17 protein-coding genes and 1 pseudogene are annotated in these 18,802 nt (G+C 62.7%); 6 read left to right on the top strand and 12 right to left on the bottom strand.

What is annotated here, in order from left to right:
* The first annotated feature begins 1 nt into the window (after position 1).
* The gene (locus tag FIU66_RS15405) at positions 2-1,510 is read left to right on the top strand and encodes a DUF305 domain-containing protein (RefSeq protein WP_167623769.1); all 1,509 of its coding nucleotides are present in this window, start codon (positions 2-4) and stop codon (positions 1,508-1,510) included.
* A 74-nt stretch (positions 1,511-1,584) separates the two neighbouring features.
* Positions 1,585-2,004, top strand: a complete 420-nt coding sequence (locus FIU66_RS15400; RefSeq protein ID WP_103174176.1) for a cytochrome c — start codon at positions 1,585-1,587, stop codon at positions 2,002-2,004.
* 53 nt (positions 2,005-2,057) lie between these two features.
* On the opposite strand, the gene FIU66_RS15395 is transcribed toward FIU66_RS15400, so the two are convergent.
* On the bottom strand, positions 2,058-2,477 hold the full coding sequence (locus tag FIU66_RS15395; protein WP_240544798.1) for a cytochrome c: 420 nt from the start codon (positions 2,475-2,477) through the stop codon (positions 2,058-2,060).
* Between the two features lie 288 nt (positions 2,478-2,765).
* Here FIU66_RS15395 and FIU66_RS15390 point away from each other — a divergent pair, with 288 nt between their 5' ends.
* Positions 2,766-3,044 carry a metal/formaldehyde-sensitive transcriptional repressor gene (locus FIU66_RS15390; protein WP_103174204.1) on the top strand — a complete coding sequence of 93 codons (279 nt, stop codon included), beginning with the start codon at positions 2,766-2,768 and terminating at the stop codon, positions 3,042-3,044.
* Positions 3,041-4,024 (top strand): CDF family Co(II)/Ni(II) efflux transporter DmeF, encoded by a 984-nt coding sequence (dmeF, locus tag FIU66_RS15385; protein ID WP_167623768.1) that lies wholly within the window; start codon positions 3,041-3,043, stop codon positions 4,022-4,024. Before FIU66_RS15390 ends, dmeF begins: the two co-directional genes overlap by 4 nt.
* 239 nt (positions 4,025-4,263) lie before the next feature.
* On the opposite strand, the gene FIU66_RS15380 is transcribed toward dmeF, so the two are convergent.
* The 11 genes from FIU66_RS15380 to FIU66_RS15330 all read right to left on the bottom strand — a co-directional run bounded on the left by FIU66_RS15380 (position 4,264) and on the right by FIU66_RS15330 (position 17,618).
* Entirely contained in the window at positions 4,264-5,793 is a 1,530-nt protein-coding gene (locus tag FIU66_RS15380) for a thymidine phosphorylase family protein (RefSeq protein ID WP_103174174.1), read from the bottom strand.
* On the bottom strand, positions 5,790-7,148 hold the full coding sequence (locus FIU66_RS15375; RefSeq protein WP_167623767.1) for an MBL fold metallo-hydrolase RNA specificity domain-containing protein: 1,359 nt from the start codon (positions 7,146-7,148) through the stop codon (positions 5,790-5,792). Before FIU66_RS15375 ends, FIU66_RS15380 begins: the two co-directional genes overlap by 4 nt.
* A gap of 7 nt (positions 7,149-7,155) precedes the next feature.
* The gene (locus FIU66_RS15370) at positions 7,156-9,540 is read right to left on the bottom strand and encodes a xylulose 5-phosphate 3-epimerase (protein WP_167623766.1); all 2,385 of its coding nucleotides are present in this window, start codon (positions 9,538-9,540) and stop codon (positions 7,156-7,158) included.
* Between the two features lie 85 nt (positions 9,541-9,625).
* Entirely contained in the window at positions 9,626-9,931 is a 306-nt protein-coding gene (locus FIU66_RS15365) for a hypothetical protein (RefSeq protein WP_103174171.1), read from the bottom strand.
* 77 nt (positions 9,932-10,008) lie between these two features.
* Positions 10,009-10,947, bottom strand: coding sequence for a ribose-phosphate pyrophosphokinase (locus FIU66_RS15360; protein WP_103174170.1), 939 nt, complete (start codon positions 10,945-10,947; stop codon positions 10,009-10,011).
* 32 nt (positions 10,948-10,979) lie between these two features.
* Positions 10,980-13,094, bottom strand: coding sequence for a heavy metal translocating P-type ATPase (locus FIU66_RS15355; RefSeq protein ID WP_103174169.1), 2,115 nt, complete (start codon positions 13,092-13,094; stop codon positions 10,980-10,982).
* Between the two features lie 209 nt (positions 13,095-13,303).
* Positions 13,304-14,359, bottom strand: coding sequence for a type II glyceraldehyde-3-phosphate dehydrogenase (locus FIU66_RS15350; protein WP_103174168.1), 1,056 nt, complete (start codon positions 14,357-14,359; stop codon positions 13,304-13,306).
* 246 nt (positions 14,360-14,605) lie between these two features.
* Positions 14,606-15,253 carry an isoprenylcysteine carboxylmethyltransferase family protein gene (locus FIU66_RS15345; RefSeq protein ID WP_103174167.1) on the bottom strand — a complete coding sequence of 216 codons (648 nt, stop codon included), beginning with the start codon at positions 15,251-15,253 and terminating at the stop codon, positions 14,606-14,608.
* Entirely contained in the window at positions 15,250-15,495 is a 246-nt protein-coding gene (locus tag FIU66_RS15340) for a DUF2933 domain-containing protein (RefSeq protein ID WP_103174203.1), read from the bottom strand. Before FIU66_RS15340 ends, FIU66_RS15345 begins: the two co-directional genes overlap by 4 nt.
* 177 nt (positions 15,496-15,672) lie before the next feature.
* A complete protein-coding gene (locus FIU66_RS15335; protein ID WP_103174166.1) occupies positions 15,673-17,148 on the bottom strand; it encodes a multicopper oxidase family protein in 1,476 nt (491 codons plus the stop codon).
* A 74-nt stretch (positions 17,149-17,222) separates the two neighbouring features.
* Positions 17,223-17,618 (bottom strand): hypothetical protein, encoded by a 396-nt coding sequence (locus FIU66_RS15330; RefSeq protein WP_240544810.1) that lies wholly within the window; start codon positions 17,616-17,618, stop codon positions 17,223-17,225.
* Between the two features lie 193 nt (positions 17,619-17,811).
* Here FIU66_RS15330 and FIU66_RS15325 point away from each other — a divergent pair.
* Positions 17,812-18,156 (top strand): annotated as a pseudogene (locus FIU66_RS15325) (cytochrome c); the annotation flags it as partial.
* Positions 18,157-18,495: 339 nt separating this feature from the next.
* Complete coding sequence (locus FIU66_RS15320; RefSeq protein ID WP_239986115.1) at positions 18,496-18,669, top strand: DUF305 domain-containing protein; 174 nt, start codon at positions 18,496-18,498, stop codon at positions 18,667-18,669.
* Positions 18,670-18,802: the final 133 nt, after the last annotated feature.

Below are 18,802 nucleotides of genomic sequence, written 5' to 3'. Positions count from 1 at the left end.
AATGAAACGAACTGCAATTGCCCTTTCCTTGGGTCTGTCAGCGGTGCTACCCGCTGCTGCCTTGGCCGAGGGCGAGCATGAAACTCACCATTCTGCCGAGCAGCAAGGTCAGGTTGCGACGCCAGCCTCACCCGCAATGCCGATGGAGAGCATGAACGGTCCATCCTCGACCATGATGCAGGGAATGTCTGCCGAATGCGTGACTGCCATGCAGAAGATGATGCAGGCCATTATGGCTACGTCTTCGCCTGTTGCGGCAACCCCGGTCAGCAAGGACGCCCCCGCTTTCACGCAGGCCTATATCGAGGCCATGGACGCGATGCATGCGCCCATGGCGCAGGGCGTCATGGCCGATGATCCGGACATCGCCTTTGTTCGCGGCATGATCCCGCATCATCAGGGTGCGATCGAGATGGCCCGCGTTGTGCAGCAGCACGGCGACGATCCGCAGACAAAGGTTTGGGCAGCCCAGGTTATCGAGGCCCAGGAGCGCGAGATCGCTGAAATGGAGAACTGGCTGTCCGAGAATGGCAACTCGGCATCGTTCGACCTCGGTCGGACAGGCGGCACCGTCTACTCTGCCAACGAAGGCGGCAGCACGATCAGCGCCCTCGATCTGGCAACCGGAACCGTCAACGACGTAGCTATACCTGTGGCACCCCACAATGTCGACCTTACGCCTGACGGGCGCCTTCTTCTGGCGGTGGGTACGCCGGCCTCCGGCAATGATGACTCGGAGGGGCATGGGCACGACGGAGATGCGGCAGGTCTTCTGGTGATACTCGATTTGCGCGATCTGGCGAAACCGGCTACGACAGTCGAGATCGGCTCACATCCTGCCCATGTCGTGGCCGACCGGAATGGCCGCGCCTTTGCCTCGGTGTCGGGCAGCAACGAAATTGCGGTCGTTGACCTGGCACAAGGCAAGGTCGTTGCCCGCATCGGCACCGGCGCCTATCCGCATGGCCTTCGGCTCAGCCCTGACGGTGCCGAGCTTTACGTGGCCAATGTCGAGGATGGGTCGGTTTCGGTCATCGACACGCAACGCCTCAACGAGGCGGCGCGTATTTCGGTCGGTGCGGCCCCGGTGCAGGTCGGCTTCACCCCTGACGGCACGCGCGCCTATGTCTCGCTGCGAGATGAAGATCGCGTGGCGGTGATTGATACCGCGTCGCGCGAGGTCGAAGGCAAGATCGACGTCGGACCGGGTCCGATCCAGCTCATGGCCACGCCGGACGGAAAGTATGTCTATGTTGCGAACCAGGGCTCTGAGGCAGCCCCGAATGATACCGTGTCGGTGATCAACACCGAGAGCGGCCAAGTCACGAAGACGGTGAAGACCGGCCTTGGCGCGCATGGCGTATGGGTATCGTCTGACGGAGCTTTCGTGTTCGTGACAAACATCAGCGATGACAGCGTCTCGATCATCGATGCCCAGCGGCAAGAGGTGGTGGCGACCGTGCCGGTCGGCGATGGCCCGAACGGCATCGTGCATGGACATTCACGCTAACGCCTTGCGGCAGGTGGCGCCGGAATTTCCGGCGCCACTGAGTTCTTCATCACGAGATCACCACAGGAAATGACATGAGGACGTTCTGGATTGGGGCGGTTGCCGTTCTGGTCGCGGGTGGCGCCTGGTGGCTGTCGGATCGCCCCGACAGCCAGCCTTTGGCGGAAAACGGCCAAGCGCTTGCCGTCGTGACGATACCGGCCACCTTGTCGACCGAGGCCCGGGCCGGCCAGCAGGCGTTTGTGGAAAACTGCGCTTCCTGCCACGGCACCAACGCCGAAGGAAAGGCAGGGCTCGCGCCGCCGCTCATCCACAAGATCTACGAGCCTGGCCACCACAGCGACATGGCGTTTGTAATGGCTGCGCGCAGCGGCGTGCGCGCGCATCATTGGACCTTTGGAAACATGGCGCCGGTGCCGGATGTTACCGATGCGGAGCTGGCCCAGATCATCAGGTTCGTCCGGGAGGTTCAGGTGGCGAACGGCATCATGTGAAAAAAGGCATACTTGCGGCAGGCCCATCTCTGGGACTGCCTCCAGGAGGGCACTCAGCCACCACTCCGCTCTGTCTGGACAGCCTGTATCCGCGCAGGCCAGTTGGACTTGATAAAGGCGAGGATGGCGGCGATGTCGTCATCCTCCAGAACGGCGCCAAACGCCGGCATGCCGGATGTCATGCGAACGCCCATGTCATCCAGGACGGCTTGACCGCCCCGGCGGATATAGTCAGTCAGCATCGCGTCGTCGTGGTGCCAGGTGTGGCCCGTCTCGTCATGAGGTGGGGCGGGCAGAACCCCGTCTTCCCCCATGATCTGCCAGTCAGGTCGACCTTCCAGCTGAGTTCCGTGGCATGCCGCGCAATGTGCGGCATAAAGCTCGGACCCCCGCTGCAGCCCTTGATGTCTGCTGTAAGTCCATGCTGTCCAGACAGCCGCACAGACGAATGCCAAGGCAAGCAGCCATTTCACCCAAACAGCAAAAGCAGGCGAGGCGTTTATCGGCATCTCTGGAGAATTGCTCGCGTGTGATCAAAGGTCAACCTCCGCACCCGCCTCCATTGACGGCCAAAGAGATGCGAGGCGTTGACGAGCAGCATCGTAACCGAGCTTGGCAAGATGTTCCATGACACGCAGCTGCGCCTGATTGCCAAAGATGAAAGGCTTTCCGTTCGAGGTTCCATTAACGACGGGCTGATCAGGTCAAGTCTGCAGCATTCGGACTTGCGTTGTAGCTTAAATAGGGTATCCCCCTATACTATAAGTCATACAACAAAGCACAAGGCCAAGCTCCTGGCCCGCGTCCGCCGCCTTAAAGGACAAATTGAGGCCGTTGAGCGTTCCTTGGAAGCTGACGCTCCCTGCGGCGAGGTCCTGAACCTGGTCGCCTCCATCCGTGGCGCGGTCGGCGGCCTGACCGCAGAGCTGATCGAGGATCATATTCGCGTGCATGTCTCGAACCCGGATCGGGATGAGGACGTCGCACGCGGGCAGGCCGCCGGCGAACTGATCGACATCATCAGGACCTATCTCAAATGAACATTCAAGCCTCGCGCCTAGCGAGTCCGCACGAGCATGTTTACCTCGGTGACAATCACGAGCGTAACGAACGCCGGACCTGGCTGGTCATCATCATCACGGCCGCAATGATGGTGGTCGAGATCACTGCCGGCAGTATCTTCGGCTCGATGGCGCTGATCGCCGACGGCTGGCACATGTCAACCCATGCCGGGGCGATGCTGATTGCCGCACTCGCTTACCGCTATGCCCGTCGCAACGCCCGCAATCCCCGCTTCACCTTTGGCACGGGCAAGATGGGGGATCTGGCAGGCTTTGCGAGTGCGGTCGTGCTGGCACTGATCGCACTGCTGATCGGCTGGGAAAGCCTGATGCGGTTCTACAGCCCGATTGCCATCAGCTTCGGCCAAGCCATTGCCGTGGCCGTGATCGGACTGCTCGTTAACCTTCTTTGTGCTTGGTTGCTTCGCGATGATCATGGCCATCACCATCATGGACACAGGCACAGTCACGGCCATGCTCATGGGCACGGGCATGATCATCATGTCCATGAGCACGGCCATCAGCAGGGGCATGTGACCGACAACAATCTGCGGGCCGCCTATCTCCACGTTCTGGCCGACGCGCTGACCTCCGTGCTGGCCATTGCGGCGTTAACGCTGGGCAGCCTCTATGGCTGGAATTGGCTCGATCCGACCATGGGTATTGTCGGCGCCTTGGTGATCGCTCGCTGGTCCTGGGGGCTGATCCGCGATACCGGCCGGGTGCTGCTCGACTACATGCCCGACGACGAGGATTTGCCAGACGAGATCCGGGCTGCAATCGAGACGGGGACCGATCAGGTGACAGATCTGCATGTCTGGCAACTTGGTCCCGGTCATCACGGTGCGATTATTGCGCTCCGTTCCTCAGACCCGCAGGAACCCGCAGCTTACCGCGCTCGCCTGTCACATATCCACGATCTGTCGCACCTGACGATTGAAGTCGAGCGGGTAGCCTAAGAGAGAAAGCATGGTGAGGACCATAAGGGCCTCCCTTCGGCGCTCCAGTGTCCGCAGTATATGCTGCCGGTCGTCACCATCAGCCGCAGCGAACATGCGGCACACGTAGAGCGTTCTCAGGGATTTCCGAGTTTGCAGGGGTTCTCGGACGCGCCCGGACATGCGATTTTCAGGCTCAGGCTAGATGTGGCGGGGCATGAGAGAGACGCGCTACGCCTCGATGTTGACCAGGGACCAACTTATGCCTCGATCTCAATTATGTCGGCGGCCTGCGCAGCGTAATCGATCGCGTATGCCAGTTCGCCGGGCGTCTCCGCGTGGAGGTGGAGAAGCGGCTGTCCACTGTCCACCCGATCACCCAAGCCAACCTTCATGTGGATGCCGGCTGCCTTGGCTTCCGGTGCGCCTGCAAGCTTGGCAAGTCGGGAAAGCTTGCGGTTGTTGATTTGAACAACCCGTCCAGCATGTGGTGCTTCCAGCGGATGGACATGGACCGCCTTGGGTGGAATGCGCATCCCGCCCTGAGCCTCGCAGATCGCCTCGAACTTCTTCCAGGCACGTCCGTCGGCCAGTGTTTCGAGCGCGAGCGCCAAACCTTTCCCGGTCTCGGCTTTCCCGCCGATCTCGAGTGCTGCGCCTGCCAATATGGCGGCGCGCATGCGTAGATCATCCGGCGCGCCAGGCGCATCCTGCAGAACGGCCAGCACGTCGAACGCTTCGAGCGCGGGACCGATGCCTCTACCGACCGGCTGCGACCCATCGGTTTGCAGGCATTTCGCACTCACGCCGAACCGGGAGGCGATTGCCATAATCCGCGTGGAAAGGTGAGATGCCGCAGCTTCGCTGCGCACCTTGGCGGTGGGTCCAACGGGGATATCTATGACGACATGGGTGGCTCCCGCGGCGATTTTCTTGGAGAGGACGGAGGCAATGAGCTGGCCCTCCATATCGACGTCGAGTTCGCGTTCAACGCGTACGAAGATGTCGTCAGCCGGGCTAAGATGGACCGCTCCGCCCCAGACGATGCACCCTCCTTCGGCGTCGACCACGCGCTTCATGGCAGCGATGTCGAGGTCGACGGGAGCGAGGGCCTCCATCGTATCGGCGGTGCCTGCGGGCGAGGTGATGGCTCGTGATGATGTTTTTGGCATCACAAGCCCATTGGCTGCGACGATCGCCACGACGATGGGAGTAGTCCGGTTCCCCGGCAGGCCGCCTACACAATGTTTGTCGACGACAACAGGGGCATCCCATTGCAAGCGATCGCCGACCCCAATCATTGCCCCGGTTAGGTAGGCGGTCTCGTTCTCGTCGAGCGGCAAAGCCGCACTCGCCGTCAGGAACGCAGCCAGTTGAACATCCGTGTAACGGCCGGCGACCACGTCCTGCACGATCCCCGTGAAGGCAGCCGCGTCGAGCCGGTTGCCATAGATGCGTCGACGAACGCTTGCCAGCGACTCGAGCGCGGGTGCATGCGTGACTCGGGCCTCTGCGCCCTCGGCGATCCCCAGCATCTCCCAGGCCGTTTCGGAAAGCCCGACTTCATCGAGGGCCAGTTGCCCATCGCCCTCCACCTGGAAGAGCGTTGCCTGCAGTTCCCGGCCACCGCCGGAAACGAGGACCTGCGAGCGCGCAGAAAGCCCTTCTGCGCGGCAAACATGACAGTCGGTCCGCATGACGACAACCGGCTGGTGTTGGGTGTGCAATCGCAGACGCCGAACACGAAGCGTTGCCTGCTCTGGTCCGGGAGAAGAGTGGAGCGTGGTCATAGATCGAACACCTGATCCTGGCGGGACACAGTGGCATTCCAGCCGAGTTCGCGGTCGATCCGGATCCTCAGTGCCTCGGATGCCGTGTCCTCACCGTGAACGATGAAGACGCGTGACGGCTCGCGCCGAAACTCCAGAAGCCAGCGCATCAACTCGTTGCTGTCGGCATGGGCCGAGAGCACCGACAGATTTTTGACCTCCGCCCTGACCGGTATCCAATGACCGTGGATCTTGATCTCCTGCGCGCCCTGAACCATTGCGCGGCCCCGGGTTCCGGCAGACTGGAATCCGGAAAACAGGATCGTGTTTTTCGGATCGCCCGCGAAGGATTTAAGGTGATGAAGCACGCGGCCACCAGTCGCCATGCCGCTGGCAGAGATCACGACTTTGGGCCAGACGCTGGCAGTGATCGCCTTTGAGGCTTCGACGTCGCGGGTATAAGTGGCGACTGCACAGATCGCCGTGCATTCATCATGAGTCAAGCGATGATCCTCGCTGTGTGCGTGAAGCAGGTCCGTGGCGTTGATTGCCATCGGACTATCGAGATAGATCGGCACCGCCTGGAGCCTGCCTGCCGCGCGAAGCTTCCAGAGATGATAAAGGATAGATTGCGCACGACCCACTGCGAAGGCGGGGATGACTACAGTGCCCCCGCGGCCGGCAGTTCGCTCGATAACCTCGCCCAGCACTTCGGTTGTGTCGGCGGGATCGTGAATGCGGTTGCCGTAGGTTGATTCGACGACAATGTAGTCAGCGTCGGCTACGGGAGCCGGATCGGGCAGTACTGGATCGCCATACCGCCCGAGATCGCCCGAGAACGCGATGCGTCGGCCGCCCCATTCGATATCGGCGCTGGCCGCACCGAGAATGTGGCCGGCACGGCGGAACGTCAGGATCGCGCCAACGGGAAGCTGAAATGGCTGGTCGAATGGAACAACTGTAAAAAGTTCCATCGCCCGTTCCACATCTCCCACACCGTAAAGCGGTAGCGCCGGCTTGTGCTTGGAGAAGCCCTTGCGATTGGCGTATTCGGCATCCTTCTCGTTGAGAAATCCGCTATCCTTGAGGATCAACTCGGCCACGTCACGCGTCGCCGCGGTGGCATAGATCCGACCCTTGAATCCATCGCGCACCAGTCGCGGGAGATAGCCCGAATGGTCGAGGTGGGCATGGGTGAGCACCACGGCATCGATGCTGGACGGCGGCACTGACAGCGGCGTCCAGTTCAACTCGCGCAGGTTCTTGAGCCCCTGGAAGAGGCCGCAATCAATCAGGATGCGCTTGTCGCCGTTGGTGAGGAGGTGTTTGGAGCCAGTGACGGTACTTGCGCCGCCGAGAGAGGTTAGCGTCAGCATGATGACCTCAGATGTTGAATGCGGTGATGTTAGCGGGATCCCCGCGGCCTTCCACGGCGTCCTGTTCATCCGGAGCAAGGAGGTCATCCCTGCTCCAGCCGGTGAGTGGAACAGCGGCGTCGATCAGATGCGCCCAGGTGCAGCGATTGGCGAATAGCATCCCTGGCACGTCCAGTGTGCCGCCCCGGCTGATGTAGCCGCGCGCAGCCGTCGTCCGCGGGCCGGAATCCAGTCGCCGGAGCAAGCCGAGCATGGGTTCTGGCCGCGTATGGGAAACGATCAGGCGCGGAATGCCCGGTGGAAACAGGGCAGCCAGGTTCTCGTCGCTCGCTGTGAAAGCGGCCTCAATGGGATCACGGGGCGTGCGGAAGCGGCCTGGTTCAGAGATCGCCGTCACGAGCACGTGGCGACCATGGCCCCTGAGCCGATGGGCCGCCTTCAGGGCCTCCTCGAGCTGATAGGCGCCGATCGCCACGATTTGCAGCTCGGCTCCTTCCGTCTCGTCCTGCACATGGGCAGCACCATCAGTGACGAAACGGGTGGCGGCCTCAGCATCGAAGCGGTGCGGCATGTCGCGCTTGGAGACGATCAGGCACCCCACCTGACCGCGGCCCGCGTAGATGGATCGGAGCGCAGCCATGGCGCTGTTCGCATCCACCGGGAAAAGCACCCGCGAGGTGTCGGACATCTCGCCCAGCAGCGCCTCGCCAATGGTCGGGTCCTGGTGTGACTGTTCGTTCTTCGCGTTCTCCCAGGTATGGGAGGTGACGACCAGCGGCACCGAAATCCAGCCCGGCTTCTGGCCGGCTTCGCGCTGCCGCCGGGAAAAGACGATCTCCTGCCGCATACCACCAAGCATCTTCATGGCGAAGGCTTCGTAGCTGACGATCAGATTGATCCCACCCTTGTTGGCCAGCGCCGCGCCCGCAACCGCTTCCTCATTGAGTGCAGTGATGACCGCACCGTCGATGGCATCGGCAACGCCGGGCTCAGTGGTATTCACCCGGTGGCGCAACCGGTCGAGTGTTGCTCCCATGTGGTTGGAGCGCAGCTCGTCGGGATTGCCCACACGCGGGCGGAGTCCAGGGTTGGCGTTCACGACGCGGACAAACCAGCGGTCGAGCGCATGCATGGCGCAATCGGGCGGATCGCCTGAGACCATCCAGTCCGGCTCGGGCAGGTTCGGTGCGGCCGGGCTGCGCAATGCGAGCGCATGCCGGCTTTCCGGCTCTCGTCCCTGCTTGCGATAGACGGTGATTTCCGCGGCAGCGCTTTCGATTTCCTCGGCGGGAACGAACAGCGCTCGCGCCGCCTCGTTGAAGGCGTCTCTCGCCAGCTGGTCCTGTGCGGGATTGCCGCCGAGAGGTAGGTTGTGCGCCGCGTTGGTGTCGGCGCCTGGAAAGCCGAAGCCCTTGACCGTCTCGGCAATGACATAGGGAATAGGCGCCGGGTAGGTGCGGGCAGGATCGGACGCGAAACGTTCAAGTCGCCTTTCAGCCTCAATGATCGCACAGGCGAAGGCCGTAGGATCACGGCCATCGATGATGAAGGGATCGAAGCCGTTGAGCTTCAGGTGGTCGGTGAGCCAGTCCGCACCGCCCTGCTGCGCAATCTGGGCACGTTCCTCTATGCGCCGGCCGTTGAGGATCATGACTGGAATTGGGAGGCCAGAATCTTCAGCGCGCCACCACCGGGGCGTCCAGTCCGAGCCGCGCTGCTCTTCGAAGGCCCCGTCGCTCAGGAAGGCGACGAGGCTTTCGCCGGGCAGCGGCGCATGGACGTACTGAACTTCGGCGAAGCCGAGATAGCCACCCTCCGAGATGGCACCGGCGGTGTTCGGACCGGCATGACTGCCGAGCGGGACTGCCGCAGCGCCGTGGGCGTCGATGGCATAGGAGTAGAAATCGGCGGCAAGCTGCGAGAGACCCCTCTCGCTCCGATCATAGCGGCCCCTCTGCGCAGGAGAAACATCCCCCGTCAACGCGTTGACCGCCTCGATCGCGGCGACAGAATGGCCTTGTCCCATCATCCATGAACGGGTTTTCGCGCTGATCGCGTTGGCGGCGAGATAGCCCACGAAGGCCGGCACCATGTTCAGGGATCCGCCGGTGTGGCCCTCGGGCGTCTTCTTGAACGCGTCGGCAGGCAGCGGTGCGCCGGAAAGGTCGACACGTTGGGCATAGGTCATGTGGGCAACAGTCCACATTGCGGCGGAGGACAGGCGGTCGGCAGCCGCGAGCAGCCTGTAGAACGCATCGACGTCGGGTATCTGCCCGCATTCAACGAGCAGGTACCCGAGTTGCTGAGCACGTTCCCTAGTCTCCGGCGCGTGCCTGATCACACCGTAACCCTCTGCCCAGGCAACATAATCAGTTGATAGCTCACGGTTCATTGAAAGGACCTTCCCTGGAGATCGAATGTGCCGGGTTCCCGTACGGCGGAAACCCGGCGGGGACGGGGATTGGGAACCCCGCTGCCTAGAAAAACACCCTGTCGGCGAGCAGGATGCTCAATCCCACCAGCATGGCCCAGCACAGCCAGTAAAGCACCTTCATCCATGGTGCCTCCAGTCGGCCGAGATCCCGCTGGATGGCATGCTTGTCGTACATGCCCCAGCCATGCATCAGGACTCCTGCGAAAAGCACGGGCACGGCAAGGTCGGCCGCGTACGGCGCCGCCAGAACTCCCAGACCACCCCCAAGCAGGCCGGCCCCGAAGGACGATGCCAGTTCCGCCCGCTTGAGCCGGGATCCCGCTTTGGCCGTAACGTTGTGCTGTTCCATTGTACTGCTCCTGCGAGGGGGGCGCTTCACCGTCCGGCCGTCCACGGGCGTGGATCGCTGCCGGGAAAGAAGTCCGCCTATTCCACATCGTCTGGCGGTTCCGGCGGTCGTCGATGCCGAATGAGATCGGCCTCATCACCGGACGCAGACGCAATCGCCCTGGCGACCAGGGAGGCGAGCCCGACGGCATTGCTTTCGTGGGGTACGGAGTCTGTCGAGACGATGCGGTCACAAAGGGTTGTGAGGCGTTGAAAGGAATCGTCCGCGAATATTCCATGCACCACAGCAACCATGGGCCGGACAAAGCCTTGCAGCGGAAGCATGCGGGCGGCCTCAATCAGTGTACGGCCTGACGACGCTATATCGTCGGCAAGCACCGGCTGCAGGCCGCGCCATTCGGAAAGGTCCGATAGCTCAACCTCAACATTGCGGTCGCCGTGGCGCACCTTGCGCAGCACAGCGTGCGGCGCACCGATGCGTGCCGCGATCGCCGAGACCCATTGTTCGCTTTCCTTGTCAGGGCCGATGATCAGGGGTTTGTCGACTTCGGCGGCGATCCAGTCCGCCAGCAGCGGCGCAGCATGCAGTGTATCTGTGGGGATCGTGTAGAGAGGCGACAACGCCGCATAGCGATGGAGATGCGGATCTACAGTCACCAACCGGTCGAAGCTCGCCGAGACAAGCCGCGCGAAGCTCCTGGATGTCACCGCCTCTCCCGGCTGAAAGCGACGATCCTGCCGCATGTAGGAAAGGTAGGGGGCGATCAGGTTGACCTGACGGGCGCCCAGATCTCGCGCTGCATCGGCCGCGAAGATCAACCGCAGAAATCCGTCGTCGGGACGCGCCAGTGTGCAAACCAGGTCGACTACCTTGTCCTTCACCTCAGAAAGGATGCGGACGTAAGTCTCGCCGTCAGGAAAACGCCGCGTTTCCAGCGCGCCCAGTTCCCATCCTCCTTCGTCAGCGAGACGGCGCGCGAAGGTTTCGTTACCCGGCAACGGAAGGATCACTCGCATGGCGGGAGCTTCCAGGTATGCGCTTCTTGTCGTCATGTGTGCCTCCTGTAAGAGCGCAGGAACTGAGCGTTGATGGCGACGATGATGGTGCTGGCCGACATGAATACGGCCGCAACAGCAGGGGTCATCATGAAGCCGGTCCCGAAGGTAATGCCGGCCGCCATCGGGATGGCGATCGCATTGTAGCCGGTCGCCCAAGCGAGGTTCTGAATCATTTTGCGATAGGTGGCCCGGGACAGACCGAGGATAGCGCCCACGTCGCGTGGGTCGCTGCGCACCAGAACCACATCGGCAGATTCGACGGCAACATCGGTGCCCGCGCCGATGGCGATCCCGAGATCGGCCACCACGAGCGCAGGCGCATCATTCACCCCGTCGCCGACCATGGCAACGGAGAGCCCTCGCGCTTGGAGCTCCTCGATCTTTTGGGATTTCTGATCCGGCAGCACTTCGGCGAAGTATTCGGTGATTCCGAGTTCCTCGGAGACCGTTTTTGCGACGCCCTCGGCGTCGCCGGTGAGCATGATCGAGCTGATCCCGAGGGATTTGAGTTCGGCAATGGCATCCTTCGATTCCGGGCGAACGATATCAGCCAGCGCAAAGAGTGCCCGCGGCGTACCGTCGCGGACGAGCACGACAACAGTCTTGCCCTGTCCTTCCAGATGCTTGAGGCTGTTATGGGCAATGGCGTTGCCCTGCCGTGCCAGGTGCCCAGGGCTGACGATACGCACATCTTGGCCGTCCACCTTGGCCACGATGCCTTCGCCGGTGATGTTGCTAACGTCAGTTGCCTTGGGAATGACCAGGCTTCGTTCCTTCGCCTCGGCCACGATGCCGTGAGCGATGGGGTGCTCGGACTGGCTCTCGGCGGCTGCGGCAAAGCTGAGTTCCTCGTTTTCATCGCCATCGGCGAGCAATACGATGTCGCTGACACCGAAACGACCCTCAGTTAATGTGCCGGTCTTGTCGAACACGACCGCGCTGAGATTGCGCGCCCGCTCAAAGGCTGCGCGGTCGCGGATCAGCAGCCCGTTGCCGGCCGACAGCGACGTGCTGACCGCGACCACCAACGGGACAGCAAGGCCGAGGGCGTGAGGGCAGGCAACGACCATGACCGTCACCATGCGTTCGATGGCAAATTCGAGGGGCGCGTCGAGGAAAAGCCACCAGACGAACAGCGTGCCGAATCCCACAATGAGTGCTATGTAGGTCAGCCAGGCGGCCGCACGGTTGGCGACATCCTGTGTCCGCGATCGCGTCGCCTGCGCCTTTTTTACCAGTTCGATGACCTGCGACAGATAGGTGGCGCCGCCTGTCGCCGTTACATTGATGGTAACGGCGCTGGCCCCGTTTATCGCACCGCCGATGGCGGCGGCACCGACCCCCTTGGTCACGGGCCGCGATTCGCCCGTGAGCATGGCCTCGTTGAAACCGGACGAACCCTCGATGATCTGGCCGTCCACTGGAACCTTTGCACCGGGCCGTACGATGACCTTGTCACCGGGCTGAAGGGTTGAGATTGGCACCTCCTCCGACGATCCGTCAGCCTTGATCCGCGTGGCTGAATCCGGAAGGAGCCGCACCAGTTCCTCGAGCGCGCGGGATGCTCCCATGACCGAACGCATCTCGATCCAGTGACCGAGCAGCATAATCGCGATGAGAGTCACCAGTTCCCAGTAAAGTTCTTGGCCCGGAAAGCCGAACGTGACGGTGACCGAAAAGAAATAGGCAGCCGAGATCGCAATCGAGATCAGGGTCATCATGCCGGGCTGGCGTTTGCGCAGCTCGGAGGTAAAGCCCGTCAGAAACGGCCATCCGCCATAAAGATACGCAATGGTTGAGAGCACGAAGATGACGTAGCGGTCGCCAGGGAACGCCAGAGTCTCTGCGATGCCAAGCCAATGCTGGATCATCGGCGAAAGCAACAGGATCGGCGGCGTCAGCGCCAGAACCAGCCAGAAGCGGCGCCGGTAGTTCGCCACCATCGCGCCGTGGTCGTGACCGCCGTGCCCGGCATGCTCGGAATGGCTGGAGCCGGTGGCGGCAATAATCTGCGAGTCGCCGCGTTGGCCTTCACCATCGCGAGGCGCGCTCGCATGCGCCTGATGGTTCTGATGGCCATGGTGGTGGGAGTGTGGAGAGCTCATCAGTTGCTCCTGTCCTTACTTGTGCGGCAGAGCCGCGAGATGACGTTGCTCTTGCGTATCAGTGTGATGCTGGCGGTGCGGCGACTGGCCGGGCCGTGTTGCCGCGAGCGATCCCAGGCCCTGAAACAGGTGCTATCCGGTTGAGGCCATCTCATCGTGAAGTACGCGATGCGCGTCCGCGACAGGAACGGGGCGAGGGCCGACATCGATCAGCCTCGCCCCAGTGCATCGGCTATCGCGCCGATGCCGAGCGAGCGGTCCGTGGCAGCGACCGAGCGCTCGGCGTGGCGCTCCTGCCCGGTCAGGGCGCGGATGGCGTCGATCGTTTCGGGGATTACGATCGCCTGGTTGTCGACCATGTAGGCGTAGAAGAGCTCGTCGCCTTCGACCCTCAGCATGTCAGCCCAGAGCGCCACCTCGTAGAGGTTGTCGTGGGGGCGCCCGAGGTCGGCCATCATCTCCTTGACGGCGTTGATCGCCGAAAGGCCGTCGCCGATCTCGACGAGCGCGATCCGCGAGGAGGCGCGGAACGAGTTGAGCACCTCGTCCTTGCTCGCGGCGCGGGTCAGCTGCACGGTCCAGTAGTGCAGATGCGCCAGCGTTTGCGGCACCTTCACCGCCATCGTCAGGACGTCCAGCTCGGGGTCGACGCTTTGCGCGTCAGGTCCTTGATGGCTCGGGATTTCGGGTTCGGGCACCAGCGTGTTCATGATGCCGCCGAGATGGCTCTCCCACGGGTCGGTGGCCCGCCGCAGCAAAGTCCCGCGGGCCTTCCGGAGCAGCCCGGCGCGCTTGAGCGCCGTCAGCGTTCGGACCGTCGATGTCGTGTTGCACGAGACGACGCGGGTGCAGTCGCGGCCGATCGCGCTCTCATAGTTCGCGTCAGCGACGAAGGAATGGCCGGTGACCTCGTGCTTCTCGCCGCCCTGGAGGATGAACTTGGCGTTCTTCTGCCGGTAGACTGCAACATTCCTTGCGGCCACGTTTTTCGGCGTGCAGTCGACGACCACGTCTGCGGTTTCCAGCAGATCGCCAAGAGCGCCCGCGAGGTCGAGCCCCGCCTTTCGCATCGGATCAAGCCGTTCTTCCGTGGCGGCGAAGATGGCGTAGCCCTTGGCCCCTGCCACTCGAATGCGCCAGTCGGATGCGATATCGGCGATGCCGGCCAGCTCCATATCGTCTTGGAGGGCAATTGCGTCAGCGACCCGTTTGCCAATCACTCCGTAGCCGTTGACAGCGACGCGCGTTCTCGCTTGCTGGGTCATGATCTTTACTCCTTTGCTCTGTTGGTTCGCCGCGCCCGGCTTCGCGGACAGGCTCTGGGGACGGCGTGGGGCGAAAGGCCCGAATGTTCCGCGGCCGGACGGTGGTTTGCTGTAAGAGGATGCCGTTGGACGGAACGATAGCAGTCGCGATCTCTCCGAGCCCGAAGCCGGGAAGGCCGGCGCCGAATGCAAAATCGACACGCTCGCTCGCGTGAGGGGCCGGCGGCAGGAGATCGGCGTGGCCCCTCATGTCCGCTCCATCCGGCGCCGACGCGGCACAAACGCCGGCACCGTCGCGGCGTAACGCCGCCAGGCGGCGCCGAACTCCACCTCTGCCTGCTGTTCCTCACTGCGGGCCAGGCGCACGTACATCGCGACCAGGACCGGGAACATGGCGAGGGTCAGCAGCGTCGGCCATTGCAGCAGGAAGCCGAGCAGGACGAGGACGAAGCCCGCGTATTGCGGATGCCGGATGTGCCCATAGGGGCCGCCGGTGGCGAGCGTGCCGGACCGCTGCGCCGTGTAGAGGACGCGCCACGCTGCCCCGATCAGCATGAAGCCCGCCCCGATCAACACGAAACTCATAAGGTGGAAGGGTCCGAAGTGCGGGTTGGCCTTCCAGCCGAACAGCATCTCGAGCAGGTGTCCGGCGTCATGCGACAGCCAGTCGACGCCGGGATAGCGGGTCTGAAGCCAACCGGAGAGCAGATAGAGCGTCAGCGGAAAGCCGTACATCTCCGTGAAGAGCGCGACAATGAACGCGCTGAACGCGCCGAACGAGCGCCAGTCGCGCGCGGTCTGCGGCTTGAAGAAGCTGAACGCGAACAGGACGAAGATCGCCGAGTTGACGATGACGAGTACCCACAGGCCGTAGGCAGAACCTGTTTCGGTCATTTCTCGTCTCCGCGGCCTGACCCGCCGCCATGACCGTGACCGCCGCGATGCATGAACAGATGCATCACAAAACAACCGACGAGCAGCAGAACGAGGCTCGCATTGCCGGCGAACAGGTGGATCCGATGCTCGTACGCGAGCAAAAACGCCGCCACTGCGAGGAATGCGACGAGGGTGAAGCCGGTTCGGCTTCTCCAGAAGCTGCCGCTCGGCTGCGGCTCATGTTTGCCATGATTATCCATCGCGGCTTTCCCCTTTTGGGTCCGTATTTCGGCAGCCGGAGTGGCTGCCATATCCTTGCATCGCGTTCGAGCGGCTTCGCGTTGATGCATAGGCGCCTTGCGACATCAGCATGCTTGTGCCTCCTTCTTGCCCATGTCAGGACGCCGAGGATCCGGCGTCCTCTGCCGTCGCCTGACCTATGCGCCGACCACGAATTCGGTCATCATTCCCGTCGCAAGATGCGGCATGTGGTGGCAATGAAGCATCCAGCGCGCAGCCTCGCCGGCGTCGAGCGCGATATCGACCATCGACATCGGAGGCACGTAAACCGTATCCCGCCGCGGACCTGAGACCGCACGTCCATTCAGCCCAACGATCTGGAACACATGCCCGTGCAGATGCATCGGGTGGCCCATCATCGACATGTTGTGGAACGACAGAACGACCCGTTCGCCGCTTCGCCCGGCGACCGGCCGGTGCTGGCCCCAGACGGCGCCGTCGATCGTCCACACGTAGGGCTGCATTGAGCCCCCGAGCATGACCACCTGGCTGCGATCGACGGGCCGTTCCGGCAAGGCGTCGAGGGCGACCAGGCGTGATTCCTGGGCAAGGTCGGCGTCGAAGGCAGGTGCGTCGGTGTCTGCCAATCCGGGCATGCGCCGCACTTCTGCCCCTTGCGTGGCGAGGACAAGGCCGGTGCGCTCTCGTGCGCCTTCGCGCAAGGCGAGAATCGGCCAGGCGCCGCCCTTGTTCGGCAGATCGATTTCCAGATCCAGGCGTTGGCCCATGGCCAGCCCGAACCGGCTGCCCGAGATGGGCTGAACGGCATGTCCGTCTACCGCGACGAGCCGGCTCTTTGGTGTTCCGGTCTCGATCCAGAATACGGTGGCTGCGGCGGCATTGATGACCCGCAGTCGGATACGGCCGCCGCGCTCGACCTGCACCACCTCGGGGTCGGACAGGGTGCGGTCATTGGCGAGATAGGCGTCCCAATCATAGTCGTTGAGGTCCATGGCCATGCCGCCCATCGCCATGTTCCCCATCGGCATGCCTCCCGAGGCTCCGTGGTCCATGCCCGGCATCGCGCTCCTGTCTGCCATGGGCATGCTAGGTGCTGCGCCGTGCCCGCCGCCATGGCCGTCACTGATCTCGGCCAGAACCTCCTCGGGGTGCTTGAACGAAAAATCGTGCAGGAACAGCACGACCTCCTGCCGGTCGCCGATCAGGTCGTCCGGCGACCGAACGATCAGCGGCGCGGCAAGAAGCTGCATCTCCTGGATCGGCACATGGCTGTGCATCCAGAATGTGCCTGGCAGCGCCTCGAAATCGTAGGAACGGGTCTCGCCCGGCGCAAGAAGGGGCAACGGCATATCCGGCACGCCGTCCTGTGCGTTGGGCGGGATCTGGCCGTGCCAATGGATGATGGTACCCACGTCGAGATCGTTGGTCAGGTCGACCCGGAACCTCTGTCCGGGGTCGAGAACCAGACCCTGGCCGCGCGGCCCGGAAAGGCCGAGGACAGTGGCCGCGCGTCCGTCGATGTCGAGCGTGCGGGTTGCGGCAGACAAGGCAAGAGGCGCTGCCACCTGCGCCATGACGGCGCGAGGAAGATGAGCGGTGGCGAATGCCGCCGCACTTGCGGCAAGAAAGCCGCGTCGTGAAAGGGGGTTCATTGGTGTCTCCTCGGGACATTCCTGTCCCGCTCGTCAAAGGCAATGGAACGCGGCCGGCCTTGGCCGCGATGCAATCAGACGAGACGGAGTTCTGGAGGGCGTTCGTTCGTACCAGGCGCCAGGCTGGCAGGGATCGTCGTGGAAGGCAGGTCCTGGCTGGCAAACCCGTAGCCGCGTATGGCGTTCCCGCTGGGCGACGGCACGAAGACCGACAGACCCGCGCAAAGGATTTCACATGCTCCAGCATGGTCTGGTGCGCAGGGTTGTTCTTGCTCACAGGAAAGCTGGGTGTCCGCCGTCTGCATCAACTCACTGACACTAACAGCATGATGGGGCTCGGCGTCCAAACCAGCAGCATGCGCGGAAGTCACCGTCGTCATGACGACGATCGCGAACATGGCAAGCATGGTGACGAGCCGGGCAAACATACCGTAAGTATAGATGCTGCTTTCGAAAATGTCCAGTGCCACCGGCAACTCGCTTCAGGTAGACCCCGAATCCAGCGTGAAGCCGACCGACGTTTCGTTGTCTGCGGAGATACAATTCTTGGGACCAAACTTTCGTAATCGCGTCCTGATCGCATCGCTCACTGGGGCTGCAATATTGGAGGTTTTCGCTGGGTGACACAGTTTCAGACCTGCGTACACCGTCGCGGCGTCTCTAGATGTCATCGAAGAGGGCCGGCAACTCTACGCTGAACAGTGTGCGGCCTGCCACGGTGTACAGTTCGAGGGGCAACCGGTCTGGAAGACACCCCTTCGGTCCGGGCGTCTCCCTGCACCACCGCACGATGCAAGCGGCCACACGTGGCACCATCCCGACAACACCCTGTTGCGGATCGTGGAGGAAGGCACCGCCGCGATCGTGGGGAACGGCTACAAGAGCGACCTGCCAGGGTTTGCCGATGTCTTCGGCGATGCCGAGATCCGCGCCATGCTCGCCTATATCCAAAATACGTGGCCGGAGCACGAACGCACCTACCAGGAGAACGTATCGCAAGCACGCTGAGGCGGCCGTGTCGGTTTGGGGCACGTTCTGATCATATGATCCGCAGACCGAACTGGCATGAGCGTTGCAGTTTCCACTCCATAAGGCTCGCTCCACGACCGTCCAGGCCGCTTCCGCTGAAGCCCACAAGGGAAAAATGCAAACGAAGATCACCGCCGTTCTAGCTGTGATCGCGCCGCTGGCATCCGCTCGCACCGTCCATGCCCAGACGCAGGGAGGTGCCGCGGGCAAGTGGCACGGCTCCTGAATGTCCGCCGAAGCTGCCGACATGAGCAGCATAGGCAACATGGGCGACCATCGGGCAATGATGATGGAGGCATGAGGGCGCCGCACGGGTTCATGATGAACGAGGATCCTGACCTTGCCTTAGCTTGTGGCATGATCCTCCATCACCAGGGTGCAGTCAGCATGGCCAAGGCCGAACTCGAGCATGGGGACGACGAAGAGAAACGCGCCCTCGTCGAAGAGATCTTCGCGGCGCAGGAGCGTGAGACCGAACAGCTCACCACCTGAATAGAGGCTCAGCGCCAGTAACGTCAGGGGGGATGGCCGGCGACCGGGTCAATGGCTTAACTCACCACTCGAAAGGGGCCAGACACCCATACTGCGCGGAAACCTTGGTGTTCTCCGTTGAAGCTACCAAATA

This window comes from Paracoccus sp. AK26 (genome assembly GCF_011801365.1).
Classification (GTDB): domain Bacteria; phylum Pseudomonadota; class Alphaproteobacteria; order Rhodobacterales; family Rhodobacteraceae; genus Paracoccus; species Paracoccus aerius.
The sequence above is the reverse complement of the archived record's forward strand: the minus strand, read 5'-3'. Positions and strand labels throughout refer to the sequence as shown.

Bases quoted from the DNA above. Each gene is read 5' to 3' on its own strand.
- FIU66_RS15405 (WP_167623769.1), top strand. From the start codon at position 2: ATGAAACGAACTGCAATTGCCCTTTCCTTGGGTCTGTCAGCGGTGCTA.
- FIU66_RS15400 (WP_103174176.1), top strand. From the start codon at position 1,585: ATGAGGACGTTCTGGATTGGGGCGGTTGCCGTTCTGGTCGCGGGTGGC.
- dmeF (WP_167623768.1), top strand. From the start codon at position 3,041: ATGAACATTCAAGCCTCGCGCCTAGCGAGTCCGCACGAGCATGTTTAC.
- FIU66_RS15380 (WP_103174174.1), bottom strand. From the start codon at position 5,793: ATGACCACGCTCCACTCTTCTCCCGGACCAGAGCAGGCAACGCTTCGT.
- FIU66_RS15375 (WP_167623767.1), bottom strand. From the start codon at position 7,148: ATGCTGACGCTAACCTCTCTCGGCGGCGCAAGTACCGTCACTGGCTCC.
- FIU66_RS15370 (WP_167623766.1), bottom strand. From the start codon at position 9,540: ATGAACCGTGAGCTATCAACTGATTATGTTGCCTGGGCAGAGGGTTAC.
- FIU66_RS15365 (WP_103174171.1), bottom strand. From the start codon at position 9,931: ATGGAACAGCACAACGTTACGGCCAAAGCGGGATCCCGGCTCAAGCGG.
- FIU66_RS15360 (WP_103174170.1), bottom strand. From the start codon at position 10,947: ATGCGAGTGATCCTTCCGTTGCCGGGTAACGAAACCTTCGCGCGCCGT.
- FIU66_RS15355 (WP_103174169.1), bottom strand. From the start codon at position 13,094: ATGAGCTCTCCACACTCCCACCACCATGGCCATCAGAACCATCAGGCG.
- FIU66_RS15350 (WP_103174168.1), bottom strand. From the start codon at position 14,359: ATGACCCAGCAAGCGAGAACGCGCGTCGCTGTCAACGGCTACGGAGTG.
- FIU66_RS15345 (WP_103174167.1), bottom strand. From the start codon at position 15,253: ATGACCGAAACAGGTTCTGCCTACGGCCTGTGGGTACTCGTCATCGTC.
- FIU66_RS15340 (WP_103174203.1), bottom strand. From the start codon at position 15,495: ATGGATAATCATGGCAAACATGAGCCGCAGCCGAGCGGCAGCTTCTGG.
- FIU66_RS15335 (WP_103174166.1), bottom strand. From the start codon at position 17,148: ATGAACCCCCTTTCACGACGCGGCTTTCTTGCCGCAAGTGCGGCGGCA.
- FIU66_RS15320 (WP_239986115.1), top strand. From the start codon at position 18,496: ATGATGAACGAGGATCCTGACCTTGCCTTAGCTTGTGGCATGATCCTC.